Below are 16,296 nucleotides of genomic sequence, written 5' to 3' on the forward strand. Positions count from 1 at the left end.
CGTATTTCCACCACGATAGGTGGGGGGTACGACACCTCCAGAGCTGACAATCGCAGCCGATTGACAGCCTGTTACGCGTCCACCTAACAGCCGCCTGGCAGCGTTCAACCATGAACCTGTCGGGGTACGCGCCCCAGTGGCACATATCCCATATCTGGGAAAGCACTGTCATAGCAGGGACGCCGGTCGGTTGGCATACTCTTGCGCGAGTTGCGATTCCAGCTTCGCTTTGATGGTTGCCAGTTCGTCACGTGACGGGTCGTCCACCCAGTCCGGCAGCCACTCCCCTGCCACCCACACCGACGACGACGGCAGTGACACGCGCTGACCTGGAGCCCGCCCGATGCTGCGGAGGTCCGGCATCGGTTTGATGTTCAACTCGATGCACTCGGGTCGCACTGGGCACATCCGGCAGATCGAGCGCACTCGGTCGCCGCCGTCGACCAGCTCCTCCGGTGCCGTGGTGAACTCTCGATCGCCGTCGCACGGGACGTAGCGTGTCCACTCGTCGGCCGTCAGCCAGACCTTGGCGCTCACGCCCACGCCTTGATGTCGAACGGGTCGTCGGGCATCGGCCACAGCGGGCCGTTCTTCATGCTGTGCCACAGCAGGGCTGCGAACACGGCGTACCGGCCTGGTCCTGGGACCAGCGACCGGGCCCACGCGTGCAGCGAGATCAGGAACTCCTCGCGGCGCTCATCGGGGATCTGCAGCGCGTCCATGATCATCGTGTCGGTCACTGGAACCGGGCCTGATCGAAGCGTTCGCGGAGCTGGAAGGTTTCCTCCAAGCCGGTGCGGTTCTTCACTAGCGTCACATCCATCAGGGGCATCTGCGGAGCCTCCTCAGCGTTGTCGTCCACCGGCCGGGAAAGGACGATTGCGGCATCAGCGGTCTGCTCGATGCCACCGGATTCGCGGAAGTCGGACTTGACGGGCAGGCGGGGCCTACCGCCGTGGTCCTCGATCTTGCGGTTGAGCTGCGCGGCCACGACCACTGCACAGTCCAACTTTCGTGCGATATGCCTTGCGCGAGTTGCCATATGGTCCACAGCCTCGACGCGGTTCTGCCCCTTGCTCGCCTCAATGAGCTGCAGGTAGTCGATGAAGACGAAGTCGAGCCCGTCGCGCATCTTCTTGATACGGCACGCTTGCGTGATCGTCTCGATGGTGTGGCCGGGGTTGTCGTCCACTTCGAGCGTCAGCTCCGATGCGGCACCGGCCCACCGACTGACCTTGGCCACGGTGTCCGGCGACATGCGCTTGCGGGTGATTTCGCCGTACGGCACGCGGGCACCGCAGGACAGGATGCGACCCATCAGATCCTGCTTCGACAGCTCCAGGGAGAAGATCAAAGACTTCCAGTGCATCTGCGCCGCGTAGAGGGCGCACTGCGCCCCCAGGATGGTCTTACCGCAGCCGGGACGGGCCCCAATGACGTAGAGGCGCTGCCGGTGGAATCCGCCCGCGATACGGTCATTCAGGGCCACGAACGGGGACTCGATGGCGGGACGCTCGTCGGCCTGATCTTCCGTCCACAGCGTGTACAGGTCGCGGAACCGGATCGCGTCCATCTCGCGGCCTTCATCGACCTCGTCCAAGAAGATGCGTGCAGCCTCAAGGGCATCCGGCACGTCATCGACCTGGTCGGCGATCTGCTGGAACCGCACACCAAGCGCGTTGACCTGGCGGATCTTCCACTTATCGATGACGATCTCGGCGTACGCGCTGACGTTCGCGACAGACTTGAACGCCTGCAACAGATCTGACAGGTACGGCGCTCCACCGATGCGCTTGAGATCCTTGTTCTCCGCTAGCTTCGCGAAGACGGTGATCGAGTCGATCTCTTCGCCGTCGTTGTACATCTGCTGCAGCGTGGCGTACAGCACCTCATGTGCGGGAAGGTAGAAGTGGTACGGCCGAAGGGCTTTCAGATCCCCAAAGACATCTGGGCTGGTGAGGACGGCTCCGATGACGGACTGTTCTGCTCGCTCGTCGTGGACTGGTTGCCGTTCTGGCACGTCTCGTACTTCTCCTTGTACATCTGCATAATCCATGCCTGCGCTTGCGTCTTGAACCAGAAGCGGATCGCGTCAGGGTCGATCATGTCGTCGGGTGGGTAGACCTTCGGCATCGTGATGTGCAGCCGGTCCTGGACGGCCTTGACGTTGCCGGTCTTCCATTGCTGCTGGAACCATGTCTTGATGGCCTGCTGCTCATCTTGGAAGATGTCAGCGTCGTCGTACTGCCCTGCCTTGAGCCAGTTCTGCGGGCCTGGAACATATTTCATGTCCGTCCCGGCAACGCTCGCTGCGTATCGGCGGGCCGCTCCGATGATCTTCGTGGCGTCCGCGCCGTCTTCCATCAGCTTCGCCCACGCATCGGACGCTTCGTTGATGTGAGTGTGACGCGGATACGATCTCCAGAACAGGTCAAAGGTGCTCTGATGCTTCTTCCGTGCCTGCGCTGGTGTCAGCTTGGGGGGCAATGTATCTCTTTCTGATACAACAACGGGGTCGGTGGCACTCCGCAGTACCACCGACCCCGCATATCAACAAGGGAACTGGTGAGGTGGGTTACCAGCCGTCGTTGCCGCTGTCGTCCCAGTTGCCGCTGGCCTGCTGAGGCGCACGACCGCCGCCGCCGTTCTTCGACACCTTGGTCACCTTCGCGGTCGCGAAGCGCAGCGACGGGCCGATGGACTCGATGTCCAGCTCGTACGCGGTGCGCTTGTTGCCCTCCTTGTCGGTGAAGTCCTTCTGCTTGAGGACGCCGTGGGCAATCACCTTGTCGCCCTTGACGACTGACTCGGCCAGGTTCTCGGCGAGTTCGCCCCACACGGTCCCACGGGTGAACGTGGTGTCGCCGTCCTCCCACTGGTCGGTCTGCGGGTTCTTGCGCCGCGTGTTGCACGCGATGTTGATGTTCGAGACGCCCTTGCCGGACTGCGTGAAGTTCAGCGTCGGGTCAGCGGTCAGCGTGCCTTCGATGGTGACAACGGGAAGTGTGAGGGCCATGCGTCCTTCGATCTGTAGGGGTCAGGTTTCCCAAGGGTCTTGGGTGTCGATGTGATCAGTATGGATCAGCTCAAAGTTGGATAACAGGGAACATTCCTGCTGGTCAGGAGGTCTCGTAGAGCCATCCATCGCAAGTAGTCGTGGTGGTGCGAAGAGCGGTACGACTGCAATCTCACTCGGGTCGTCCCATGGGCGAACATGCCAGCCAGTAGCTGCCGCTGCCATGGGGTGAGCTTCGATCCAACCGTGGCATCCACGAGTTCCATCACCGCAGACACCGACGATGTTGGTGGGATCCCACGGTCCACCTTGGCCGCGCTTCTTCCGGTGGTGCATCGTGACTTGGCCACCCTTGCCGCACCTTTCGCAGTTCCCGTCGCAGCGTTCGAAAACGATTGCGCGACAGAGCTTCTCTTGCTTGTTCAGGGCATCCATCCGAGTAGGTACGCCTGGTACAGGCTGTCCGCGTAAGCGTCAGCCTCCCAGTCGTGTTCGAATCGCTTGGTGCCAATCGGGCCGAAGGCCGGTATGCCGTCGTCGCCAAGTTCAGCCGTCCATAGGGTGAACATCGGCATCGCGTAGTACCGGCCGTCCCACGCGTTGCGATGGACGAACCATGGGCCGTTCAGTCCAACTGGCTCCACCTCAGCCCATTTCCGTGGGCTCCAGGCCGTAGTCAGCCAGAGCCGAGTACGGCACCCACCGCTCAGGGAACTCCCAACCCAGATGCTCGCCGAACCACTCACGGTCCCACTCAGGGGTTTCCGTGGCCCACAGGAATGTGCCATCACGCAACTCCACCAGGCATGACGTGACCGTGTCCGTCTCATGGGCGATCATGAAGTCGCCGGTGTAGTACGCGAACCACGGGCCGGGGGCGACTTTCGCCTTAACGAGGTGATTCGTGTAGTCACGTGCTGCGGCGAATCGCTTGGCGACGTTCACGGCCACGAACACGGCGATGGCACCGATGATGGTGTGGAAGATGTTGGCGATGCGGCTCATATCAATCCCTTCTCATGAGCTTCGTTTAGAAGGTTGACGCGGGCCAGCGTTGCGGCTTGCGTTGCCGCCTTGTCGACGTACTCATCGAATGGGAGTAGTCGGACGCGCAGATCGTTGTAGTGCAACGTCCACTGGTGGACGGTGCCGGACCAGTACACGTTTCCCTCTGCGTCACGCAGTACCAGGCACAGCGGGTCGACCTCGCGGAACGCCTTCTCTTGGATCGCATGCGCCAGGGTGTTGCCTGGCGTCTACTTCGATCTCGATCACAGCTGGATGCCCTGTGCGTCGGCCGGGATGGTGGATGGGTCGACCAGCTTGAGATCCTTGGTCGTGACCTCTTGGCGTTCGTCGGCCGGTGCTGCGCGGACGGGCTTCCAATCCCGATAGGTCAGCAGACCCAGCTGGAAGTTGGCGATGCGGTCGTTCTCCTCGTCCTGCTGCTCGTCGCCGAACGACCCGAACTTCCAGTAGAGTTCGTCCTCGACCAGTCTGTAACGGACCATGCCGTTACCGGCCTGCAGATCGAACACTTGGAACCCGAACGGATTCAGCTCGATCGACACGCCCGCAGTTGATGTCGTCCAGTCGTCGGGGAACCCGCGACGGATCAGGACCACGGGGTCGGCACGCAGGATGATCGGGTACTCGCCGACGACCCGGTCGTCGCGTCCGTACTTCTCAACGAAGTCGACCTGCAGCTTGCCCAGATCGCCGTAGCCGCCAACGCGGACACGGTCGTTGTAGTACGACGTGCCGTGCTCATCTTCCCAGCCGCCCTCGGCGTACCGGCCAATGACCTCAAGCTGTGTCTTCGCCACTGCCCAACTCCTCTGCCCATCGTTCGAAATCGCCGTCGCTCAAGATGGTCTGGCGCTTACCCATCCACTCGGCGAGCTTGTCGGCTGCCGTCTCCGAGAACTTCTCAACGACGACTGGCGGGATCCCCCGGTAGACCAGGGACGCGGTGCGGTCGCGGTTGTACGCGAACGCCACCTTGCCCAGCTTCTCCACCATGTCCGGCGGCATATGGCCGTTGTGGTCGGTCAGGTACTTGTGCGCGTAGCTCAGCGCCGCGTACGCCGCCTCGGCGATCATCGCCGGGACGGGCACGCCGCTATTCGGGTAGGCCATTGTCCCCGAAGATGTCTCGATCCAGACCGCTGAACATCTCCGCGTCGGCTGCCTCTCGCTCCTCGCGGATCACGCCGACGAACCCCTCGAACATCTTCTTCGCGATGAGGTCGCACTCCACGACGGCGTGCGGGCCGTAGTGGGATGCGAGGTACGTCATCAGCTCCTCGTTGTAACCGTGCAGCCACTGCGAGATCATGTTCCGGTACGCTTCGGGCAGGTTGCTCGACAGCGCCAGGAAGTTCAGCATCAGGCGCGGGCCCTCAGCGATCATGAACGGGATCTTGTACGCCTCTTCGATATTCGCCTCGGTGAGGCGTGGCGCGTTCAGTTGGATCGGTGGCGGGATCGGCTTGCGGTCCCGGCTCACTTGATACCGAGCCCATCGAACAGCCCGCTGATGAACTTCTCGCCAGCGTCGGCGGCGTCTGCGAGGAACTCTTGCAGCGCCTCGGGGAGGTTGTCCTCGCCGTACTTCACCCTGGCGTTCTCGATGGCTACACCCACGCCGACCGCAGCGGCCAGCAGCGCGGGGTTGGACACGCTCAGGACGTTCTCGATGACGTCGTCCACGATGTTGTCGGCCATCAGACGATGCCCCACGGGTCGAGGGTCTTGCCGATGTATTCATCGGACGCGGCCGACACCCACTCGGTGTACTCGACCAGCGCCTCGGGCAGATCGCCTCCCACGCCGTACTTCTCGATGAGCTTGGCCTTCGCCACGAACATCCCCACAGCGAGCGCAGACAGCACGATGCTGGGTGACTCTGTGGCCGCCGATACCGCGTTCTTGAGTGTTGTGTCGCTCATTAGTAGCTTCCGCCTCCGTTGTTGTAGAGAGCGCCGAGGATCTTGTTCCTCAACGCCAGGTTGATTGCTTCCTTTTCCAGTGCGTGGCAACGCCTTTCGCACGTACCCAGCTGCATGTGGGCGATGTCCATGGCGAGCTTCGCCGCCTGCACATCAGGATCGAGGGTCGCAGCGGCCTTCGACTTCCAGCCTGGACCGGTCCACCGGAACTCGACCACCGCGACAGCCTTGCCATGGATGGTCTCGTAGTGGCGCAGCTGCGCCCGATGCCAGGCAAGCATCCGGTCCCACTTGTCCATCAGGAACGAGTTCTTGTCGAGCAGCCGGTCCAGGAGTGCTGGACTCAGCTCCGTGTAGACGTAGTCCTCGGAGTCATCCCAGCTCATGCGATCGCATCAATCAGGTTGAGCGCCAACGCTTCCTTGGCGAACACCAGACGGTCAACAGGACCGTGCAGGGCCTTGCACTCCTCGTCGGTCAACCCGGCACGCTGCTGGACGAGTCCGCTCAGCATCGCGTCCTGGTACTCCCAGACCGCCACGTCACGCTTGATCGTGGAGACGAAGTCGGCGTCGAAGCTCATCTTCGCCTCATGCCAGATCGTCACGTCGAACTCGCCGCTGACTCGCCAGTCCCCGGCCTGGAGGATGACGGTGGCCATCGATCCGGCCATGCCGCGAACCTTGGTGGTAATGAAGTGCTTGCCATTGCCGCGTTCGGACAGTTCGACCAGTGTCGAGTACACCGACAGGCCGTCGATGATGTTGCCGCCCTGCGAGTTGATCACCAGCTCGATGTCAGACTCGGGGTACCGCTCATCGATCTCGTACAGTTCCTTGACGAGTGCGGTGGCGGTCTCCTCGGAGATATGCCCGATGAGGTATGCGCGGTGTACGTGGCCGGTGCGACTCACGGCCATCCTCCGACACTCGCCATGGCTGCTTCCTTCGTCTCGTACGCACCACTGGTGTCGAAATCCCAGTTTCCAGGGCCACTTCCGAGTGGTCGGTTACCAGTGATCCAGTAGGCAATCTCTCCGCGATGGTCGAAGTGCGTGTAGTTCACCAGGTACTCGGTATCGCCATCGATGGCCCGGTAGAACCAGTCGGGCCGTCCGTATCGGTTTTCCTCCTCGGTGAAGATCTCGAACTTCACAGCTCGATCCTCTTGAACTCGGAGACGTAACGCAGCTTCCTCGCCCACTGACCACAGCGGACGATCTGACGGCCGCGCTCCAGCGGCACGCGGTGAACGGTCCACTCCCACTTGCCCTGCATGTTCGGGGCCTGGGGGCAGTGGAACATCAGGGCCTCGTCGTAATCGCAGTCGTGCGAAGCAAACTCGGCCTTGCCGTCAGCGTTCGGGTAGAAGTCGGCCCACGGCACGTCCTGCCGCACGATGTCGTCCTGGTAGAGCTGGCCCTCGACATACAGGGCGAGCTGGCCAGAGACGCCCATGCGGTACTCGTCGTCCTTGCCGGTCTTGATGTCCACCATGTACCGCTTGCCGTCGATCTCAACGATGCGGTCAGCGGAACCAGCGGCACGGAGGACGAACGCGTTGCCGGTCGGTGTCTTCATCGGCACGTTCACTGACAGGAACACCTCGCGGGCGATGTACGACAGGTGGGGCGAGGATGAGATGTACTCGTAGTAGCCGTCCAGCGGCCCCTTCATGTCCTCTTCGACTGCGCCCCAGTCGAATCCGTCAGGGTTGACCTCGATGGCCTCGCAGTAGTCATGGATCGACGTGCCACGGTCAGCCTTGTTGGTGTTGCCGCCGATGGTCTCGGCCGTCGCGGCGATCTCCTTGAGAGCGCCCTTCTCCTTGTCCCAGTTGCCGCCCTTGGCGACGATGGCCTTGACACGGTTCAGTAGGGACGGTGTCTGCGCCATGCCGATCATGGCGTTGGCCTGGTAGTACTTGAATAGGCCGTCGCTGGCTTTGTCGATGTCCTTCGCCAGGGTCGAGCATCGCGAGTACGACACGCGTGGCCCACCTTCCGGTGGGTATAGCTTCGGGCGACCGTAGTTGTCGCGGGGGATCTTCCAGTCGGTCACTTACCGTCCTTGACCCATTCGTATGCAGCCTGCGCGCCTGCTAGGAGTTCCTCCGCATTGGCGAATGCAGCCTGGTAACCGATGACCCGGTCGAGCACCTGGAGACGGAGTTGCGCCTTCTCGCCGTCCGACCAAAGCTTTCGGGCGACCGGTGCCCCGACGCTCACTCGGCCACCTGCGTAGCACCCAGCTCCGAGCCCGCGTTGGCGATGGCCTCGAAGTGCTCAGCGACCTTGGTCAGAGCAGCCTGGTCGGTGGAATTGACGATTGCCCCACCATCGGGGTACTCCTCAGCGAAGAACGCCTGCACAGCCTTCGGGTTGTTGCCCGACGCCTTCGCTGCTGCCTTGACACGGTTGATCAGCTCCGCGACGGCCGGGTCGCCGAGAGACTCACCGGGAGCTGGTGACGACTTGGCGCGGGATGGGCGCTGCGCGGCGGGCTTTCCGCCACGGCCGGACGCTGCGTTGCCGTCATCGTCCTCGTCGGCGACCAGGCCCAGGATTGCCATGAATGCGTACCGCTTGGCGTACGTGATCGCGGAGCCCTGCGCCTGCGGATCGTTCTTCACCGGCCGCAGGATCATCTTGGACGTACGGGACTGGCCCGACTCATGCAGCACCGTGGTGGCCAGAGTGTCGTGCGGCTTGCCCTCGATCAGGACGTACCCCGGCTCCTGGATGACGGCCAGCCCATGCTTGGCGAGGACCGGCTGCGCCTCGGCCTTGACGGCGGGCAGGTCGGCGTACTTGCTCTTGAAGAACGGGTTCGCGGTGTCCTTGGCGACGGCACCGAACTCGGCCTGGGCGGCGACGAGAGCTGCGGCCAACGCAGTCCCGATCTCACCGGTCGATGTCAGTACGCGAGTGTTGTAGGCGTAGTTGACCGACTCGGCGGGGACGCGCACGTTCACCGACTTGGCAGTGTCGACGCCAGACGGCTTCACCTCGGTGGTCTCAGCCTTCTTGGCGGTATCGTCGCTCACAGGTCATGCGCTCCTATGTAGAGGAAGGCGAACACGAATAGCCATGTCCACCAGGGGAATATGCCGAGCACGGCTATGCAGCGATGAGCTGCTTGATCTTTCGGTTCGTCTTGCCCTGGCCCTCGATGGCGTCCGCGAGGATCGCGAGGGTGGACTTCTCAACCGTGGTGTTGCGCAAGATGACTCGCAGCGCCGACCACCAGGTGCGGTGAGGATCCTTGGGTGCAGACATTTCCAACGCGTACTCCAGCGCGGTGATGATCGTCACCGGCTCGCCAGCGTTGATGGACTCCTGCAGAAGACGTTTCGTGATCTGCAGTGTCGAGATCAGACCGTCTGGGTCATCCGTCAGGACTGCGTGGTTCCGGCGCGCAATGCGCCGCAGCTTGTTTGTACCCATCGTTGTATCATCATGCCTCAGCCCTGTAATCGCAGGTCAGGCCGCTATTTGCGGGCGTACGAGCCAGCAGTTGTCACGGAATGGGTTGAAGTCCCATGGGGCACACCCAATCGCCTTCAACTCCTGAGCAAGCATGTGGCGCTGGGTCATCTTGTCCGAATATGCAGCGGACTGGGCGGCGCTGCCCGAGTGTCTCCACACGCCACCGGCATGCCAATTCCTCAGCTCGTCGTCCAGCTCCCACAGCAACTCCAGTAGTTCGTTTCGCTCAGTAAGGAACTCAGCGCGACTGGGCATGCGGAGGATCCTGTCAAACGACAGCGACGGATTACAGGGAGATGTGTCGGGGGGCCCGCCGGGACACGACCCCCGGCGGGGCGACCGAACCTAATCGTCCGCACCAGATCAGACAGGAAGGGAATCCACTTACCGACCTGGCCCACCGGTAACGTACCCCATCCTTGCCATCGGCAACCGCGAACTTACGGTTCGGTAAGGTTAACCTCATCTTGTGTGATTCACATCACATTTCATTGCCAGCACGCCTTCAAGCTCCTCCATCGCCCCTGCTCAGCGCCTTGCCCCCTGTAATCACTGGTCAGCAAACCGTTACCTTCTAAAAGGACCGTGCGAGCGCAGCGAGCCCCTACCCCGAAGGGGCCTAGCAACACGGATGTGTTGCGTCTCCCCAGAGCGACCGGTTGGGTCTGGTACCCGACAAGGTCAACGGAGTGATCCTCTTAATAGATCCTCCTACTCGATAGTAAAGCTCAAACCTGTACTGAGGCTTAGTAATACAGCTTTACCTGTAACCCTATTACAAGCGCGTACGCTTCCCTGTAATCCAACTCCCGCGCCTGCCAAGCTCATTCGCATGAGCACAGACATCCGCGAGAACTACGAGGGGCTGGTTGACGGCGAGCGCGTCGTCACCGCGTACCGCGCCTTCGCAGAGCCCGACAAGCCGTACTGCATCACCCTCGACCTCGGGGACCAGATCGTGTCCGGTGCATTCCGACCGCTGGTCGCCGACGAAGACTTCACCGCCGAAGAGGCAGAGTCGTTGAACCGCGCCAACATCATCGACTGGGTGAGCGTCCTGACGGACCTGATCGAGAAGGCGCAAGCTTGGGACGACTTCGTCGCGGAAGTCGAGGAGGCCGAACAGTACCCCGACGAGTACTACGGGGCCGAGTTCCTGTCCGGCGGCGGCGTCATCACGGACACGTTCGACCGTTCCGGCGCAGTCGATCTGGACGCACCCGCCACCACGGCCTGGTCGGTCGACAACCTCGGGTACAACGAGATCGATTCGGTGTGGATGGATCGCCAGGGCGACCGCTACAAGCACGTGAACGGTGTCTGGTACATCCAGGACTGCGACGACATTCTTGGAGATTGGGATGAGATCGCCTCCAACTCCGACCTCCTGACCGACTACGGCCCGTACACCACGACGCTCGCCGACCGTGCGCCGCGTCAGGCGAAGAGCCTCGGCGAAGACGAGCGTGACGCCGAATGGTCCTTCACGGCCGACGACGGAACGGTCTTCATCTACCGCTGGAACGGCGAGACCTGGGAGGGCAAGTCCTCCGCGTTCGGCGACGGCGACGTCTGGGTGTCGATCAGCGCGGACGGACCCGTCATCCGCAACACCCCCAACTACCTCATCGAAATCATCAAGTAACCCCGAAGGAATCATGAGCAAGAACAACACCATCAACGGGACACCGGGACTCAAGCGGATCGTCCCCGCAGGCGAGCCGATCTTCGGCCTGGGCGCGAAGGTCACCGGCCGTAACCTCGCCGCCATCAGCTACATCGTGTCGCTGGAGGCTGAGCGCCGTGGCGTCCCGCTGGGGATCGAAACCGTCTTCGCGGCTACCGGCGAGCTGGTCTCGATCACCGTCAAGGACGACACCAAGGCAGAGGACTTCGTCCTGGAGGTCGGCGATGCAATCGTCCTGACCCCTCAGGCCCTGGAGGCTCAGGTGCTGCCGGTGAGCCTGTACAACCAGGTGTTCCGCGAGCTGTGACCCTGCAGACGTTCACCCACAACCCGACCAAGGTCGGAGCCATTCAGGTGGCCCGACCCTGGTCAGGTGTGGAGCGTTCCGTTCCAACCGCCCGCCAGGTGAAGACCGGCGCAGGTGGACTGGCGTGGTTCGTGGTGTCCACCCACGGCAGCCTGGAGACGCAGCGTGCGTACGCGGGTGACTGGATTGTCCGGCACCCCAACGGTTCCCATGAAGTTCTGACCGACGACCAGTTCCAGCTGTATTACGGAGATAGCAAAGATGTCGACACCGACCCTGCCGAGGACTGACTTCGACACCGACATCATGTCGGCGGTCGACGGCGCGTTCAAGGAACTCGACTGTTGCAGTCAGCGCAAGGAACAGCTGGCCTGTGGCGGCGACATCGCCGGATACCAGGAGTACCACGACTGCATCCAAGGCTGGCTGTGCAAGACCCACTGGGACCAGGCACTCCAGTTCCTTCCAGTGTGGAAGGAACGCATCCGCACCAACGGCAGCATGGGATGCACTCACTGCCTCAACCGGTTCGATGACATCCGCAAGCTAGTGAGGCTGACCTCGGTATGACCAAGATCCTGATCGCCGCAGCAGCGGCTGCCGCCACCCTCGGACTGTCGGCGTGCAACCCCGGTGAGCCCGTGCCCACACCCGCCAACCCCGGCGCACCGGCCAGCTGCGCATTCGTGAACGCCCCGAAGAGTGGCTTCGTCCCTGGCGGCGATCTACGCCTGGACCCCGGCACTCACTTGGGTCCACGTATCGGGCTGCCGTTCCAGTGAGCGCCATTCTCCGCGATGTGATCTGGGATGACCTCGACATCGACTACCTGCTGACACAGTCCTACAAGGACTTCCACGCCAAGGGCCTCGACTACGTGTGCCTGCACCGTGACGCGGGCCTGACCCTCAAGGCGTACTTCTTCGCCGAAGGTATGGACTCGCAGAAAGCGGGCGAGGTCGTCAACCCGCACGACCACCGGTACAACTTCGTGACGCAATGCATGTCCGGCGTCATCGAGAACCAGTGGTACCGCACCCCGCCATGCTGGGATCCGATGTCGGACGACCCGATTGCTGATGAGTGCGGCGAGGTTTACGAGACGCACCTGTGGTACACACCGCTCAACGGTGGTGTCGGGTTCACCAAGGACGGTGGCTGGATCCTGCAGCGATACAAGACGTATCAGTTCGCCCCCGGCCAGCAGTACTGGATGTCGGCACCCGAGATCCACACCATCCGCGTGGTCAAGCCCGAGACGTGCATCGTGATCGCACAGTTCGAGGACGTGGTCCCGCTCGACCAGCCGACAGTCACGTTCACCAAGAGCAAGTTGCCGCCGTCCCTCGAAGGGCTGTACGGCACGTTCACCGCCGACCAGCTCGTCAAGCGAATCGGCCTACTTCGAGAACTGCAGGAGCAGCTCTAATGGGCACCAGCGTCAAGCGTGAGGTCTCGCTCAGCAGCCCGATGACTCTCGGTGAGCTGCGCGAGTTCTACGACCTGTGCCGCGACATGGACATACCGCTGTCAGCGCAGTTGTCCGTGACAGTTATCAAGGGCTACAGCGACTTCCGCGAGTCCTGGCCGGACGGTGTCACGATCACGGCTCGACCATGAACCGGCTACAGAGCGCCACGGACACCTTCCGTGAACTGTGGACGTACGCGACCATCGCTCTGATCCTCGGTGCCACCGGCTACGCCGTGTTCGAGAACAAGAGCTGGTGGGACGGACTGTGGTGGGCCATCGTGACCGCCGGGACAGTCGGCTACGGCGACCAGTACCCCGCCACGGTCGGCGGTCGCATCGTCGGTATCGCGCTGATCGTGTTCTCCGTGTTCTTCGTCGTCCCCCTCATCACAGCCCGCATGGCCAGCCGCCTCATCGTGAACGACGACGCGTGGACCCATGAGGAGCAAGAAGAGATCAAGAGCGACATCGGGTTCGTCCGTGAGTACGTCGACCGGCTCCCGCCCCGATGCGGGCATGGCGGTGATCCGGCGAAGTGCCGATGATGAGCGGCGTGATGGTCGCCTACGACGGTGATGCAGACCTCTTCGTCTACCGGGTCTTCGTCCCTGACTATCAGGAGCGGTTCGGATACTTGCACGACGGCACCCTGCAGACCGGAAGGGATTGACCAGTGGCCGAGACCAAAGAAGAGATGGACGCGCAGACAGGCGGATTACACCCTGCCGAGATCTGCGGCGAGGACTGTTCGGGGTGCTGCGAGGAGTGGGAGTGGAAGTGACAACGCCTACACCTGCCGTCGCCTGATGTGGAGCCAGCTTGGGGACGGCACCTACGTGTGCGACGTGTGCGGCCTACCCGTGCGTCTTTGGGTGGACATCGGAGCATCGTGCCCGTTCGGGTGCGACGTGACGTAGGGAGATGACATGACCTGTACCGAACCGGACGAGGACGGCGACTGCACGCATGAGATCAGCAGTTACGAACCCGGCCTGTGCCTGCATTGCTTGCACACCTACGGAATCGCCCGTCAGATGGGCAAGTCCACCGTCCCCGGCCTGTGGATGTGCATGATGTGCGCCCACGGCGTCGGCTAACGGGACGCGTACTTATCGGCACAACACAACAGGAGGAATCGTGAACGTTCGCAATTGGTTTCGGCGCAGGCCACCAAGCAATCTGGTCGCTCACGCACGTCGTGAGTTGGATCTGATCGGAGAAGAGCCTGACGTGATCAAGGGCTACCTCAAGGTGATCCAAGCGTTCGCCGATATGGGGCACTCTGGTGGGTCAGCAATGGTCGCTATCCCGACTATCAGCAGGCTGTTGCGTTTCGAGAACTTGGCTCCGCTAACCGACGACCCGGACGACTGGATCGAGGTTGGGTACGGCATGTGGCAGAACCGCCGCTGTTCCCGCATGTTCTCGGAGGACGGTGGCAAGTCGTATACCGACGTGGACGACCGCGAGAAGGTCGTGCATTTTGCCGAGTCAAGCGCCTAGCTGACATAGGGACTGGCATGCACGAAGTACCTGACTGCTACGTCTGCGGCGACGGCATCGAACAGATCGGCGGGGGCTGGCGGCACATTGACGACAGCATCAGTGCGGAGGGCGAGCGAGTCGTCTCGACGTGCTACTGGGGCAAGCCCTACGCGCCGTCCGACAACCGCAATCCGCGGTTCGCAGACTTCGAAAAACACCTGACGTAAGGAGATTGACGTGGAAGGCATCGCAATTGGCCTTGCGTGCTGGGTGCTCGCCGCCGTGGCCTTCATGGTCGGGCGAATGACGGCGCCGCGTGCCCCGCAGGATGTGTTCTGCTGCGCGTACAAAGTGGGCCACCCTGGGCCACACGTCCCGCCGCTGGGCTGACAGAAGGCGGCGTTACTAAACGGGGCTCACAAGGCCCATAGAGAAACCCCGACCCCCTCACAAGGGGGGCCGGGGTTTCGTCGTTCCTGGAGCCAATAAGAGGGCGCTACGCAGCCTTTCGCTGCTTCGGCCACCACTCCTCAATAGAATCCGATGAGTAGCCCGACCACACATCCTCGTCCTCGACCAAGACGACGGGCATCGCCATGTAGCCCATCTCGATCAGACGGTCACGCCACTCGGTCTGTTCATCGACGTTGATTGTCTCGAACTCAACGCCACGATCCTTCAGATGTCGCTTCGTGACCAGGCACTGCGGGCAGGAGTTCTTCGTGAACACGGTGACGCTCATCGGCGCACCGGGGCTGCCGCCACGATGTCGCGGGCGTGCTGGAGCGCAATGTCCCAGCAGGAGCGCGGATCTCCGTCGATGGGGTTCACGAACTGGTACGTCGTGTGAGGGCTGGTCACCTTGATCAGGAAGAAGTCGAGCGCATTCGTAGCGGCCTTGAACGCACCAACGCCCTCATTGAACGTTGGGCTCGACACCAGGTTCCACACTTGTCCGGCCAGGTTCAGCGGATTGCCAGTGTTGACGATGTCCCACACCGCACGCATGTCAGCGATCTGATCCGCAGTAGACCCGGCCTTGTTGATCTTCGAGTACAGGTCGTCACCCTTGGTGTTGGTCATCGCCTTGTCGGAAGCGAAGTCCCAATGCTCCACCGGGGTGTCGTGTGCGGTCGGCGTAACGATGCCCTCGCCGTCCGAGTAGGAGCAGCCGGGGAACGTATGCCCGTGCTCACGCATCGGGTTGCCGAATGCGCTCGACCCACGGTATGTGGCCTTGAACCGTCCGAGGTCGCCGTACAGGACGCGCATCAACACCGTCATGAACACGATGGCACCCATCGAGTACACCGTTGCGCACCAAGGGATCTGGGTGCAGTTCTCACCCTTCGGGCCGCGCGGCATGTCGAGCTGACGAATGAACTCAGCGACACCGTCCTTCACGCCTCGGGACATCGGCACTGGGGCCGTGTTGTACCCGATGGGCTGGTGGTAGCACTTCGTCTTGTCGAGCAGCTCCCCGATGTCGTACGGGTAGCCCATGTCGTACGTGCTGCCCGCGCCGTTGATCGAGAAGTGAACGATGTCGTAGCCCTGCACGAACGCGGGCTTGTCGATCACGATGACGCCGAGAGCGACCTGGGTGTCGAAGTCCAGGACGCCGAACCCATGGGAGCCCAGCTTTGGGCCGGTGTAGTTCTTGTCAGCATTCTTGTTCTGCTGGTACGTCACCAGCGCGGCCTGCAGATCGAGCCCGAACACCTCAGTGTCATCGAGCCTCTTGGCATAGGAGAACCTCGCCTTGAGCTTCGCCTTAGCCGTCTTCACGGTGGGGCCGGACATGCCGACCTGCCACCCGATCCACGTAGTGGTCATGTAATCCTTTCTGGCATCACGAAATAGGGCCATTCCGCTGCCAGCGGAACAGCC

At 62.2% G+C, this 16,296-nt stretch carries 35 protein-coding genes; 13 read left to right on the forward strand and 22 right to left on the reverse strand.

The annotated features are described in order from the left end of the window. Positions 1–168 precede the first annotated feature (168 nt). From HNP02_RS35000 to HNP02_RS35090, 20 genes are all read right to left on the reverse strand, one after another. A complete protein-coding gene (locus HNP02_RS35000; RefSeq protein WP_184445246.1) occupies positions 169–537 on the reverse strand; it encodes a hypothetical protein in 369 nt (122 codons plus the stop codon). Then, positions 534–740 (reverse strand): hypothetical protein, encoded by a 207-nt coding sequence (locus HNP02_RS35005; RefSeq protein ID WP_184445247.1) that lies wholly within the window; start codon positions 738–740, stop codon positions 534–536. Before HNP02_RS35005 ends, HNP02_RS35000 begins: the two co-directional genes overlap by 4 nt. Continuing rightward, positions 737–2,020, reverse strand: a complete 1,284-nt coding sequence (locus HNP02_RS35010) for a replicative DNA helicase (RefSeq protein ID WP_221318375.1) — start codon at positions 2,018–2,020, stop codon at positions 737–739. Before HNP02_RS35010 ends, HNP02_RS35005 begins: the two co-directional genes overlap by 4 nt. Continuing rightward, positions 1,930–2,487 carry a hypothetical protein gene (locus HNP02_RS43880; protein ID WP_221318376.1) on the reverse strand — a complete coding sequence of 186 codons (558 nt, stop codon included), beginning with the start codon at positions 2,485–2,487 and terminating at the stop codon, positions 1,930–1,932. The genes HNP02_RS35010 and HNP02_RS43880 overlap by 91 nt, the downstream gene beginning before the upstream one ends. A gap of 88 nt (positions 2,488–2,575) precedes the next feature. Beyond that, the gene (gene ssb / locus HNP02_RS35015) at positions 2,576–3,016 is read right to left on the reverse strand and encodes a single-stranded DNA-binding protein (RefSeq protein WP_184445249.1); all 441 of its coding nucleotides are present in this window, start codon (positions 3,014–3,016) and stop codon (positions 2,576–2,578) included. 422 nt (positions 3,017–3,438) lie between these two features. Continuing rightward, positions 3,439–3,660 carry a hypothetical protein gene (locus HNP02_RS35020; RefSeq protein WP_184445250.1) on the reverse strand — a complete coding sequence of 74 codons (222 nt, stop codon included), beginning with the start codon at positions 3,658–3,660 and terminating at the stop codon, positions 3,439–3,441. A 1-nt stretch (position 3,661) separates the two neighbouring features. Continuing rightward, on the reverse strand, positions 3,662–4,021 hold the full coding sequence (locus tag HNP02_RS35025) for a hypothetical protein (RefSeq protein WP_184445251.1): 360 nt from the start codon (positions 4,019–4,021) through the stop codon (positions 3,662–3,664). Positions 4,022–4,287: 266 nt separating this feature from the next. Further along, positions 4,288–4,842 (reverse strand): hypothetical protein, encoded by a 555-nt coding sequence (locus HNP02_RS35030; protein ID WP_184445252.1) that lies wholly within the window; start codon positions 4,840–4,842, stop codon positions 4,288–4,290. After that, positions 4,823–5,155, reverse strand: coding sequence for a hypothetical protein (locus HNP02_RS35035; protein ID WP_184445253.1), 333 nt, complete (start codon positions 5,153–5,155; stop codon positions 4,823–4,825). Before HNP02_RS35035 ends, HNP02_RS35030 begins: the two co-directional genes overlap by 20 nt. Further along, on the reverse strand, positions 5,139–5,525 hold the full coding sequence (locus tag HNP02_RS35040) for a hypothetical protein (protein ID WP_184445254.1): 387 nt from the start codon (positions 5,523–5,525) through the stop codon (positions 5,139–5,141). Before HNP02_RS35040 ends, HNP02_RS35035 begins: the two co-directional genes overlap by 17 nt. Further along, positions 5,522–5,758 carry a hypothetical protein gene (locus HNP02_RS35045; protein ID WP_184445255.1) on the reverse strand — a complete coding sequence of 79 codons (237 nt, stop codon included), beginning with the start codon at positions 5,756–5,758 and terminating at the stop codon, positions 5,522–5,524. Before HNP02_RS35045 ends, HNP02_RS35040 begins: the two co-directional genes overlap by 4 nt. Next, on the reverse strand, positions 5,743–5,967 hold the full coding sequence (locus HNP02_RS35050) for a hypothetical protein (protein ID WP_184445256.1): 225 nt from the start codon (positions 5,965–5,967) through the stop codon (positions 5,743–5,745). The genes HNP02_RS35045 and HNP02_RS35050 overlap by 16 nt, the downstream gene beginning before the upstream one ends. Beyond that, positions 5,967–6,353 carry a hypothetical protein gene (locus HNP02_RS35055; protein ID WP_184445257.1) on the reverse strand — a complete coding sequence of 129 codons (387 nt, stop codon included), beginning with the start codon at positions 6,351–6,353 and terminating at the stop codon, positions 5,967–5,969. Before HNP02_RS35055 ends, HNP02_RS35050 begins: the two co-directional genes overlap by 1 nt. Continuing rightward, positions 6,350–6,880, reverse strand: a complete 531-nt coding sequence (locus tag HNP02_RS35060; RefSeq protein WP_184445258.1) for an ATP-dependent Clp protease proteolytic subunit — start codon at positions 6,878–6,880, stop codon at positions 6,350–6,352. The genes HNP02_RS35055 and HNP02_RS35060 overlap by 4 nt, the downstream gene beginning before the upstream one ends. Continuing rightward, positions 6,877–7,122, reverse strand: a complete 246-nt coding sequence (locus HNP02_RS35065; protein ID WP_184445259.1) for a hypothetical protein — start codon at positions 7,120–7,122, stop codon at positions 6,877–6,879. The genes HNP02_RS35060 and HNP02_RS35065 overlap by 4 nt, the downstream gene beginning before the upstream one ends. Then, positions 7,119–8,027 carry a hypothetical protein gene (locus HNP02_RS35070; protein WP_184445260.1) on the reverse strand — a complete coding sequence of 303 codons (909 nt, stop codon included), beginning with the start codon at positions 8,025–8,027 and terminating at the stop codon, positions 7,119–7,121. Before HNP02_RS35070 ends, HNP02_RS35065 begins: the two co-directional genes overlap by 4 nt. Beyond that, positions 8,024–8,194 (reverse strand): hypothetical protein, encoded by a 171-nt coding sequence (locus HNP02_RS35075; RefSeq protein WP_184445261.1) that lies wholly within the window; start codon positions 8,192–8,194, stop codon positions 8,024–8,026. The genes HNP02_RS35070 and HNP02_RS35075 overlap by 4 nt, the downstream gene beginning before the upstream one ends. Further along, on the reverse strand, positions 8,191–9,012 hold the full coding sequence (locus tag HNP02_RS35080; protein WP_184445262.1) for an ERF family protein: 822 nt from the start codon (positions 9,010–9,012) through the stop codon (positions 8,191–8,193). Before HNP02_RS35080 ends, HNP02_RS35075 begins: the two co-directional genes overlap by 4 nt. A 73-nt stretch (positions 9,013–9,085) precedes the next feature. Next, positions 9,086–9,412: a hypothetical protein gene (locus tag HNP02_RS35085; protein WP_184445263.1), complete on the reverse strand. Its 327-nt coding sequence runs from the start codon at positions 9,410–9,412 to the stop codon at positions 9,086–9,088. A 36-nt stretch (positions 9,413–9,448) separates the two neighbouring features. Next, entirely contained in the window at positions 9,449–9,709 is a 261-nt protein-coding gene (locus HNP02_RS35090; protein ID WP_184445264.1) for a hypothetical protein, read from the reverse strand. A gap of 577 nt (positions 9,710–10,286) precedes the next feature. Between HNP02_RS35090 and HNP02_RS35095 the strand changes: the two genes are divergently transcribed. The 13 genes from HNP02_RS35095 to HNP02_RS35150 all read left to right on the forward strand — a co-directional run bounded on the left by HNP02_RS35095 (position 10,287) and on the right by HNP02_RS35150 (position 14,796). Next, the gene (locus HNP02_RS35095) at positions 10,287–11,099 is read left to right on the forward strand and encodes a hypothetical protein (RefSeq protein ID WP_184445265.1); all 813 of its coding nucleotides are present in this window, start codon (positions 10,287–10,289) and stop codon (positions 11,097–11,099) included. A 13-nt stretch (positions 11,100–11,112) separates the two neighbouring features. Further along, a complete protein-coding gene (locus HNP02_RS35100) occupies positions 11,113–11,448 on the forward strand; it encodes a hypothetical protein (RefSeq protein ID WP_184445266.1) in 336 nt (111 codons plus the stop codon). Next, on the forward strand, positions 11,445–11,738 hold the full coding sequence (locus tag HNP02_RS35105; RefSeq protein WP_184445267.1) for a hypothetical protein: 294 nt from the start codon (positions 11,445–11,447) through the stop codon (positions 11,736–11,738). The genes HNP02_RS35100 and HNP02_RS35105 overlap by 4 nt, the downstream gene beginning before the upstream one ends. Then, positions 11,710–12,018, forward strand: a complete 309-nt coding sequence (locus tag HNP02_RS35110) for a hypothetical protein (RefSeq protein ID WP_184445268.1) — start codon at positions 11,710–11,712, stop codon at positions 12,016–12,018. Before HNP02_RS35105 ends, HNP02_RS35110 begins: the two co-directional genes overlap by 29 nt. Beyond that, the gene (locus HNP02_RS35115) at positions 12,015–12,230 is read left to right on the forward strand and encodes a hypothetical protein (protein ID WP_184445269.1); all 216 of its coding nucleotides are present in this window, start codon (positions 12,015–12,017) and stop codon (positions 12,228–12,230) included. Before HNP02_RS35110 ends, HNP02_RS35115 begins: the two co-directional genes overlap by 4 nt. After that, a complete protein-coding gene (locus HNP02_RS35120; protein ID WP_184445270.1) occupies positions 12,227–12,877 on the forward strand; it encodes a hypothetical protein in 651 nt (216 codons plus the stop codon). Before HNP02_RS35115 ends, HNP02_RS35120 begins: the two co-directional genes overlap by 4 nt. Then, a complete protein-coding gene (locus HNP02_RS35125) occupies positions 12,877–13,068 on the forward strand; it encodes a hypothetical protein (RefSeq protein ID WP_184445271.1) in 192 nt (63 codons plus the stop codon). Before HNP02_RS35120 ends, HNP02_RS35125 begins: the two co-directional genes overlap by 1 nt. Continuing rightward, the gene (locus HNP02_RS35130) at positions 13,065–13,466 is read left to right on the forward strand and encodes a potassium channel family protein (protein WP_184445272.1); all 402 of its coding nucleotides are present in this window, start codon (positions 13,065–13,067) and stop codon (positions 13,464–13,466) included. Before HNP02_RS35125 ends, HNP02_RS35130 begins: the two co-directional genes overlap by 4 nt. Beyond that, a complete protein-coding gene (locus tag HNP02_RS43195) occupies positions 13,466–13,591 on the forward strand; it encodes a hypothetical protein (RefSeq protein ID WP_255507318.1) in 126 nt (41 codons plus the stop codon). The genes HNP02_RS35130 and HNP02_RS43195 overlap by 1 nt, the downstream gene beginning before the upstream one ends. Before the next feature lie 256 nt (positions 13,592–13,847). Further along, positions 13,848–14,018, forward strand: a complete 171-nt coding sequence (locus HNP02_RS35135) for a hypothetical protein (RefSeq protein ID WP_184445273.1) — start codon at positions 13,848–13,850, stop codon at positions 14,016–14,018. 40 nt (positions 14,019–14,058) lie between these two features. After that, entirely contained in the window at positions 14,059–14,424 is a 366-nt protein-coding gene (locus HNP02_RS35140; RefSeq protein ID WP_184445274.1) for a hypothetical protein, read from the forward strand. Positions 14,425–14,441: 17 nt separating this feature from the next. Continuing rightward, positions 14,442–14,633, forward strand: a complete 192-nt coding sequence (locus HNP02_RS35145) for a hypothetical protein (RefSeq protein ID WP_184445275.1) — start codon at positions 14,442–14,444, stop codon at positions 14,631–14,633. Between the two features lie 10 nt (positions 14,634–14,643). After that, positions 14,644–14,796: a hypothetical protein gene (locus tag HNP02_RS35150; RefSeq protein WP_184445276.1), complete on the forward strand. Its 153-nt coding sequence runs from the start codon at positions 14,644–14,646 to the stop codon at positions 14,794–14,796. 106 nt (positions 14,797–14,902) lie between these two features. On the opposite strand, the gene HNP02_RS35155 is transcribed toward HNP02_RS35150, so the two are convergent. Together HNP02_RS35155 and HNP02_RS35160 are read right to left on the reverse strand one after the other, a co-directional pair. Beyond that, positions 14,903–15,148: a glutaredoxin domain-containing protein gene (locus HNP02_RS35155; protein WP_184445277.1), complete on the reverse strand. Its 246-nt coding sequence runs from the start codon at positions 15,146–15,148 to the stop codon at positions 14,903–14,905. Next, positions 15,145–16,242, reverse strand: coding sequence for a hypothetical protein (locus tag HNP02_RS35160; RefSeq protein WP_184445278.1), 1,098 nt, complete (start codon positions 16,240–16,242; stop codon positions 15,145–15,147). The genes HNP02_RS35155 and HNP02_RS35160 overlap by 4 nt, the downstream gene beginning before the upstream one ends. Between the last annotated feature and the right edge of the window lie 54 nt (positions 16,243–16,296).

The sequence above is a fragment of the Mycobacterium sp. AZCC_0083 genome (assembly GCF_014202335.1).
GTDB lineage: Bacteria > Actinomycetota > Actinomycetes > Mycobacteriales > Mycobacteriaceae > Mycobacterium.

Bases quoted from the DNA above. Each gene is read 5' to 3' on its own strand.
- HNP02_RS35135 (WP_184445273.1), top strand. From the start codon at position 13,848: ATGACCTGTACCGAACCGGACGAGGACGGCGACTGCACGCATGAGATC.
- HNP02_RS35125 (WP_184445271.1), top strand. From the start codon at position 12,877: ATGGGCACCAGCGTCAAGCGTGAGGTCTCGCTCAGCAGCCCGATGACT.
- ssb (WP_184445249.1), bottom strand. From the start codon at position 3,016: ATGGCCCTCACACTTCCCGTTGTCACCATCGAAGGCACGCTGACCGCT.
- HNP02_RS35090 (WP_184445264.1), bottom strand. From the start codon at position 9,709: ATGCCCAGTCGCGCTGAGTTCCTTACTGAGCGAAACGAACTACTGGAG.
- HNP02_RS35110 (WP_184445268.1), top strand. From the start codon at position 11,710: ATGTCGACACCGACCCTGCCGAGGACTGACTTCGACACCGACATCATG.
- HNP02_RS35145 (WP_184445275.1), top strand. From the start codon at position 14,442: ATGCACGAAGTACCTGACTGCTACGTCTGCGGCGACGGCATCGAACAG.
- HNP02_RS43195 (WP_255507318.1), top strand. From the start codon at position 13,466: ATGAGCGGCGTGATGGTCGCCTACGACGGTGATGCAGACCTCTTCGTC.
- HNP02_RS35055 (WP_184445257.1), bottom strand. From the start codon at position 6,353: ATGAGCTGGGATGACTCCGAGGACTACGTCTACACGGAGCTGAGTCCA.
- HNP02_RS35025 (WP_184445251.1), bottom strand. From the start codon at position 4,021: ATGAGCCGCATCGCCAACATCTTCCACACCATCATCGGTGCCATCGCC.
- HNP02_RS35095 (WP_184445265.1), top strand. From the start codon at position 10,287: ATGAGCACAGACATCCGCGAGAACTACGAGGGGCTGGTTGACGGCGAG.
- HNP02_RS35100 (WP_184445266.1), top strand. From the start codon at position 11,113: ATGAGCAAGAACAACACCATCAACGGGACACCGGGACTCAAGCGGATC.
- HNP02_RS35035 (WP_184445253.1), bottom strand. From the start codon at position 5,155: ATGGCCTACCCGAATAGCGGCGTGCCCGTCCCGGCGATGATCGCCGAG.
- HNP02_RS35085 (WP_184445263.1), bottom strand. From the start codon at position 9,412: ATGGGTACAAACAAGCTGCGGCGCATTGCGCGCCGGAACCACGCAGTC.
- HNP02_RS35115 (WP_184445269.1), top strand. From the start codon at position 12,015: ATGACCAAGATCCTGATCGCCGCAGCAGCGGCTGCCGCCACCCTCGGA.
- HNP02_RS35160 (WP_184445278.1), bottom strand. From the start codon at position 16,242: ATGACCACTACGTGGATCGGGTGGCAGGTCGGCATGTCCGGCCCCACC.
- HNP02_RS35155 (WP_184445277.1), bottom strand. From the start codon at position 15,148: ATGAGCGTCACCGTGTTCACGAAGAACTCCTGCCCGCAGTGCCTGGTC.
- HNP02_RS35130 (WP_184445272.1), top strand. From the start codon at position 13,065: ATGAACCGGCTACAGAGCGCCACGGACACCTTCCGTGAACTGTGGACG.
- HNP02_RS35050 (WP_184445256.1), bottom strand. From the start codon at position 5,967: ATGAGCGACACAACACTCAAGAACGCGGTATCGGCGGCCACAGAGTCA.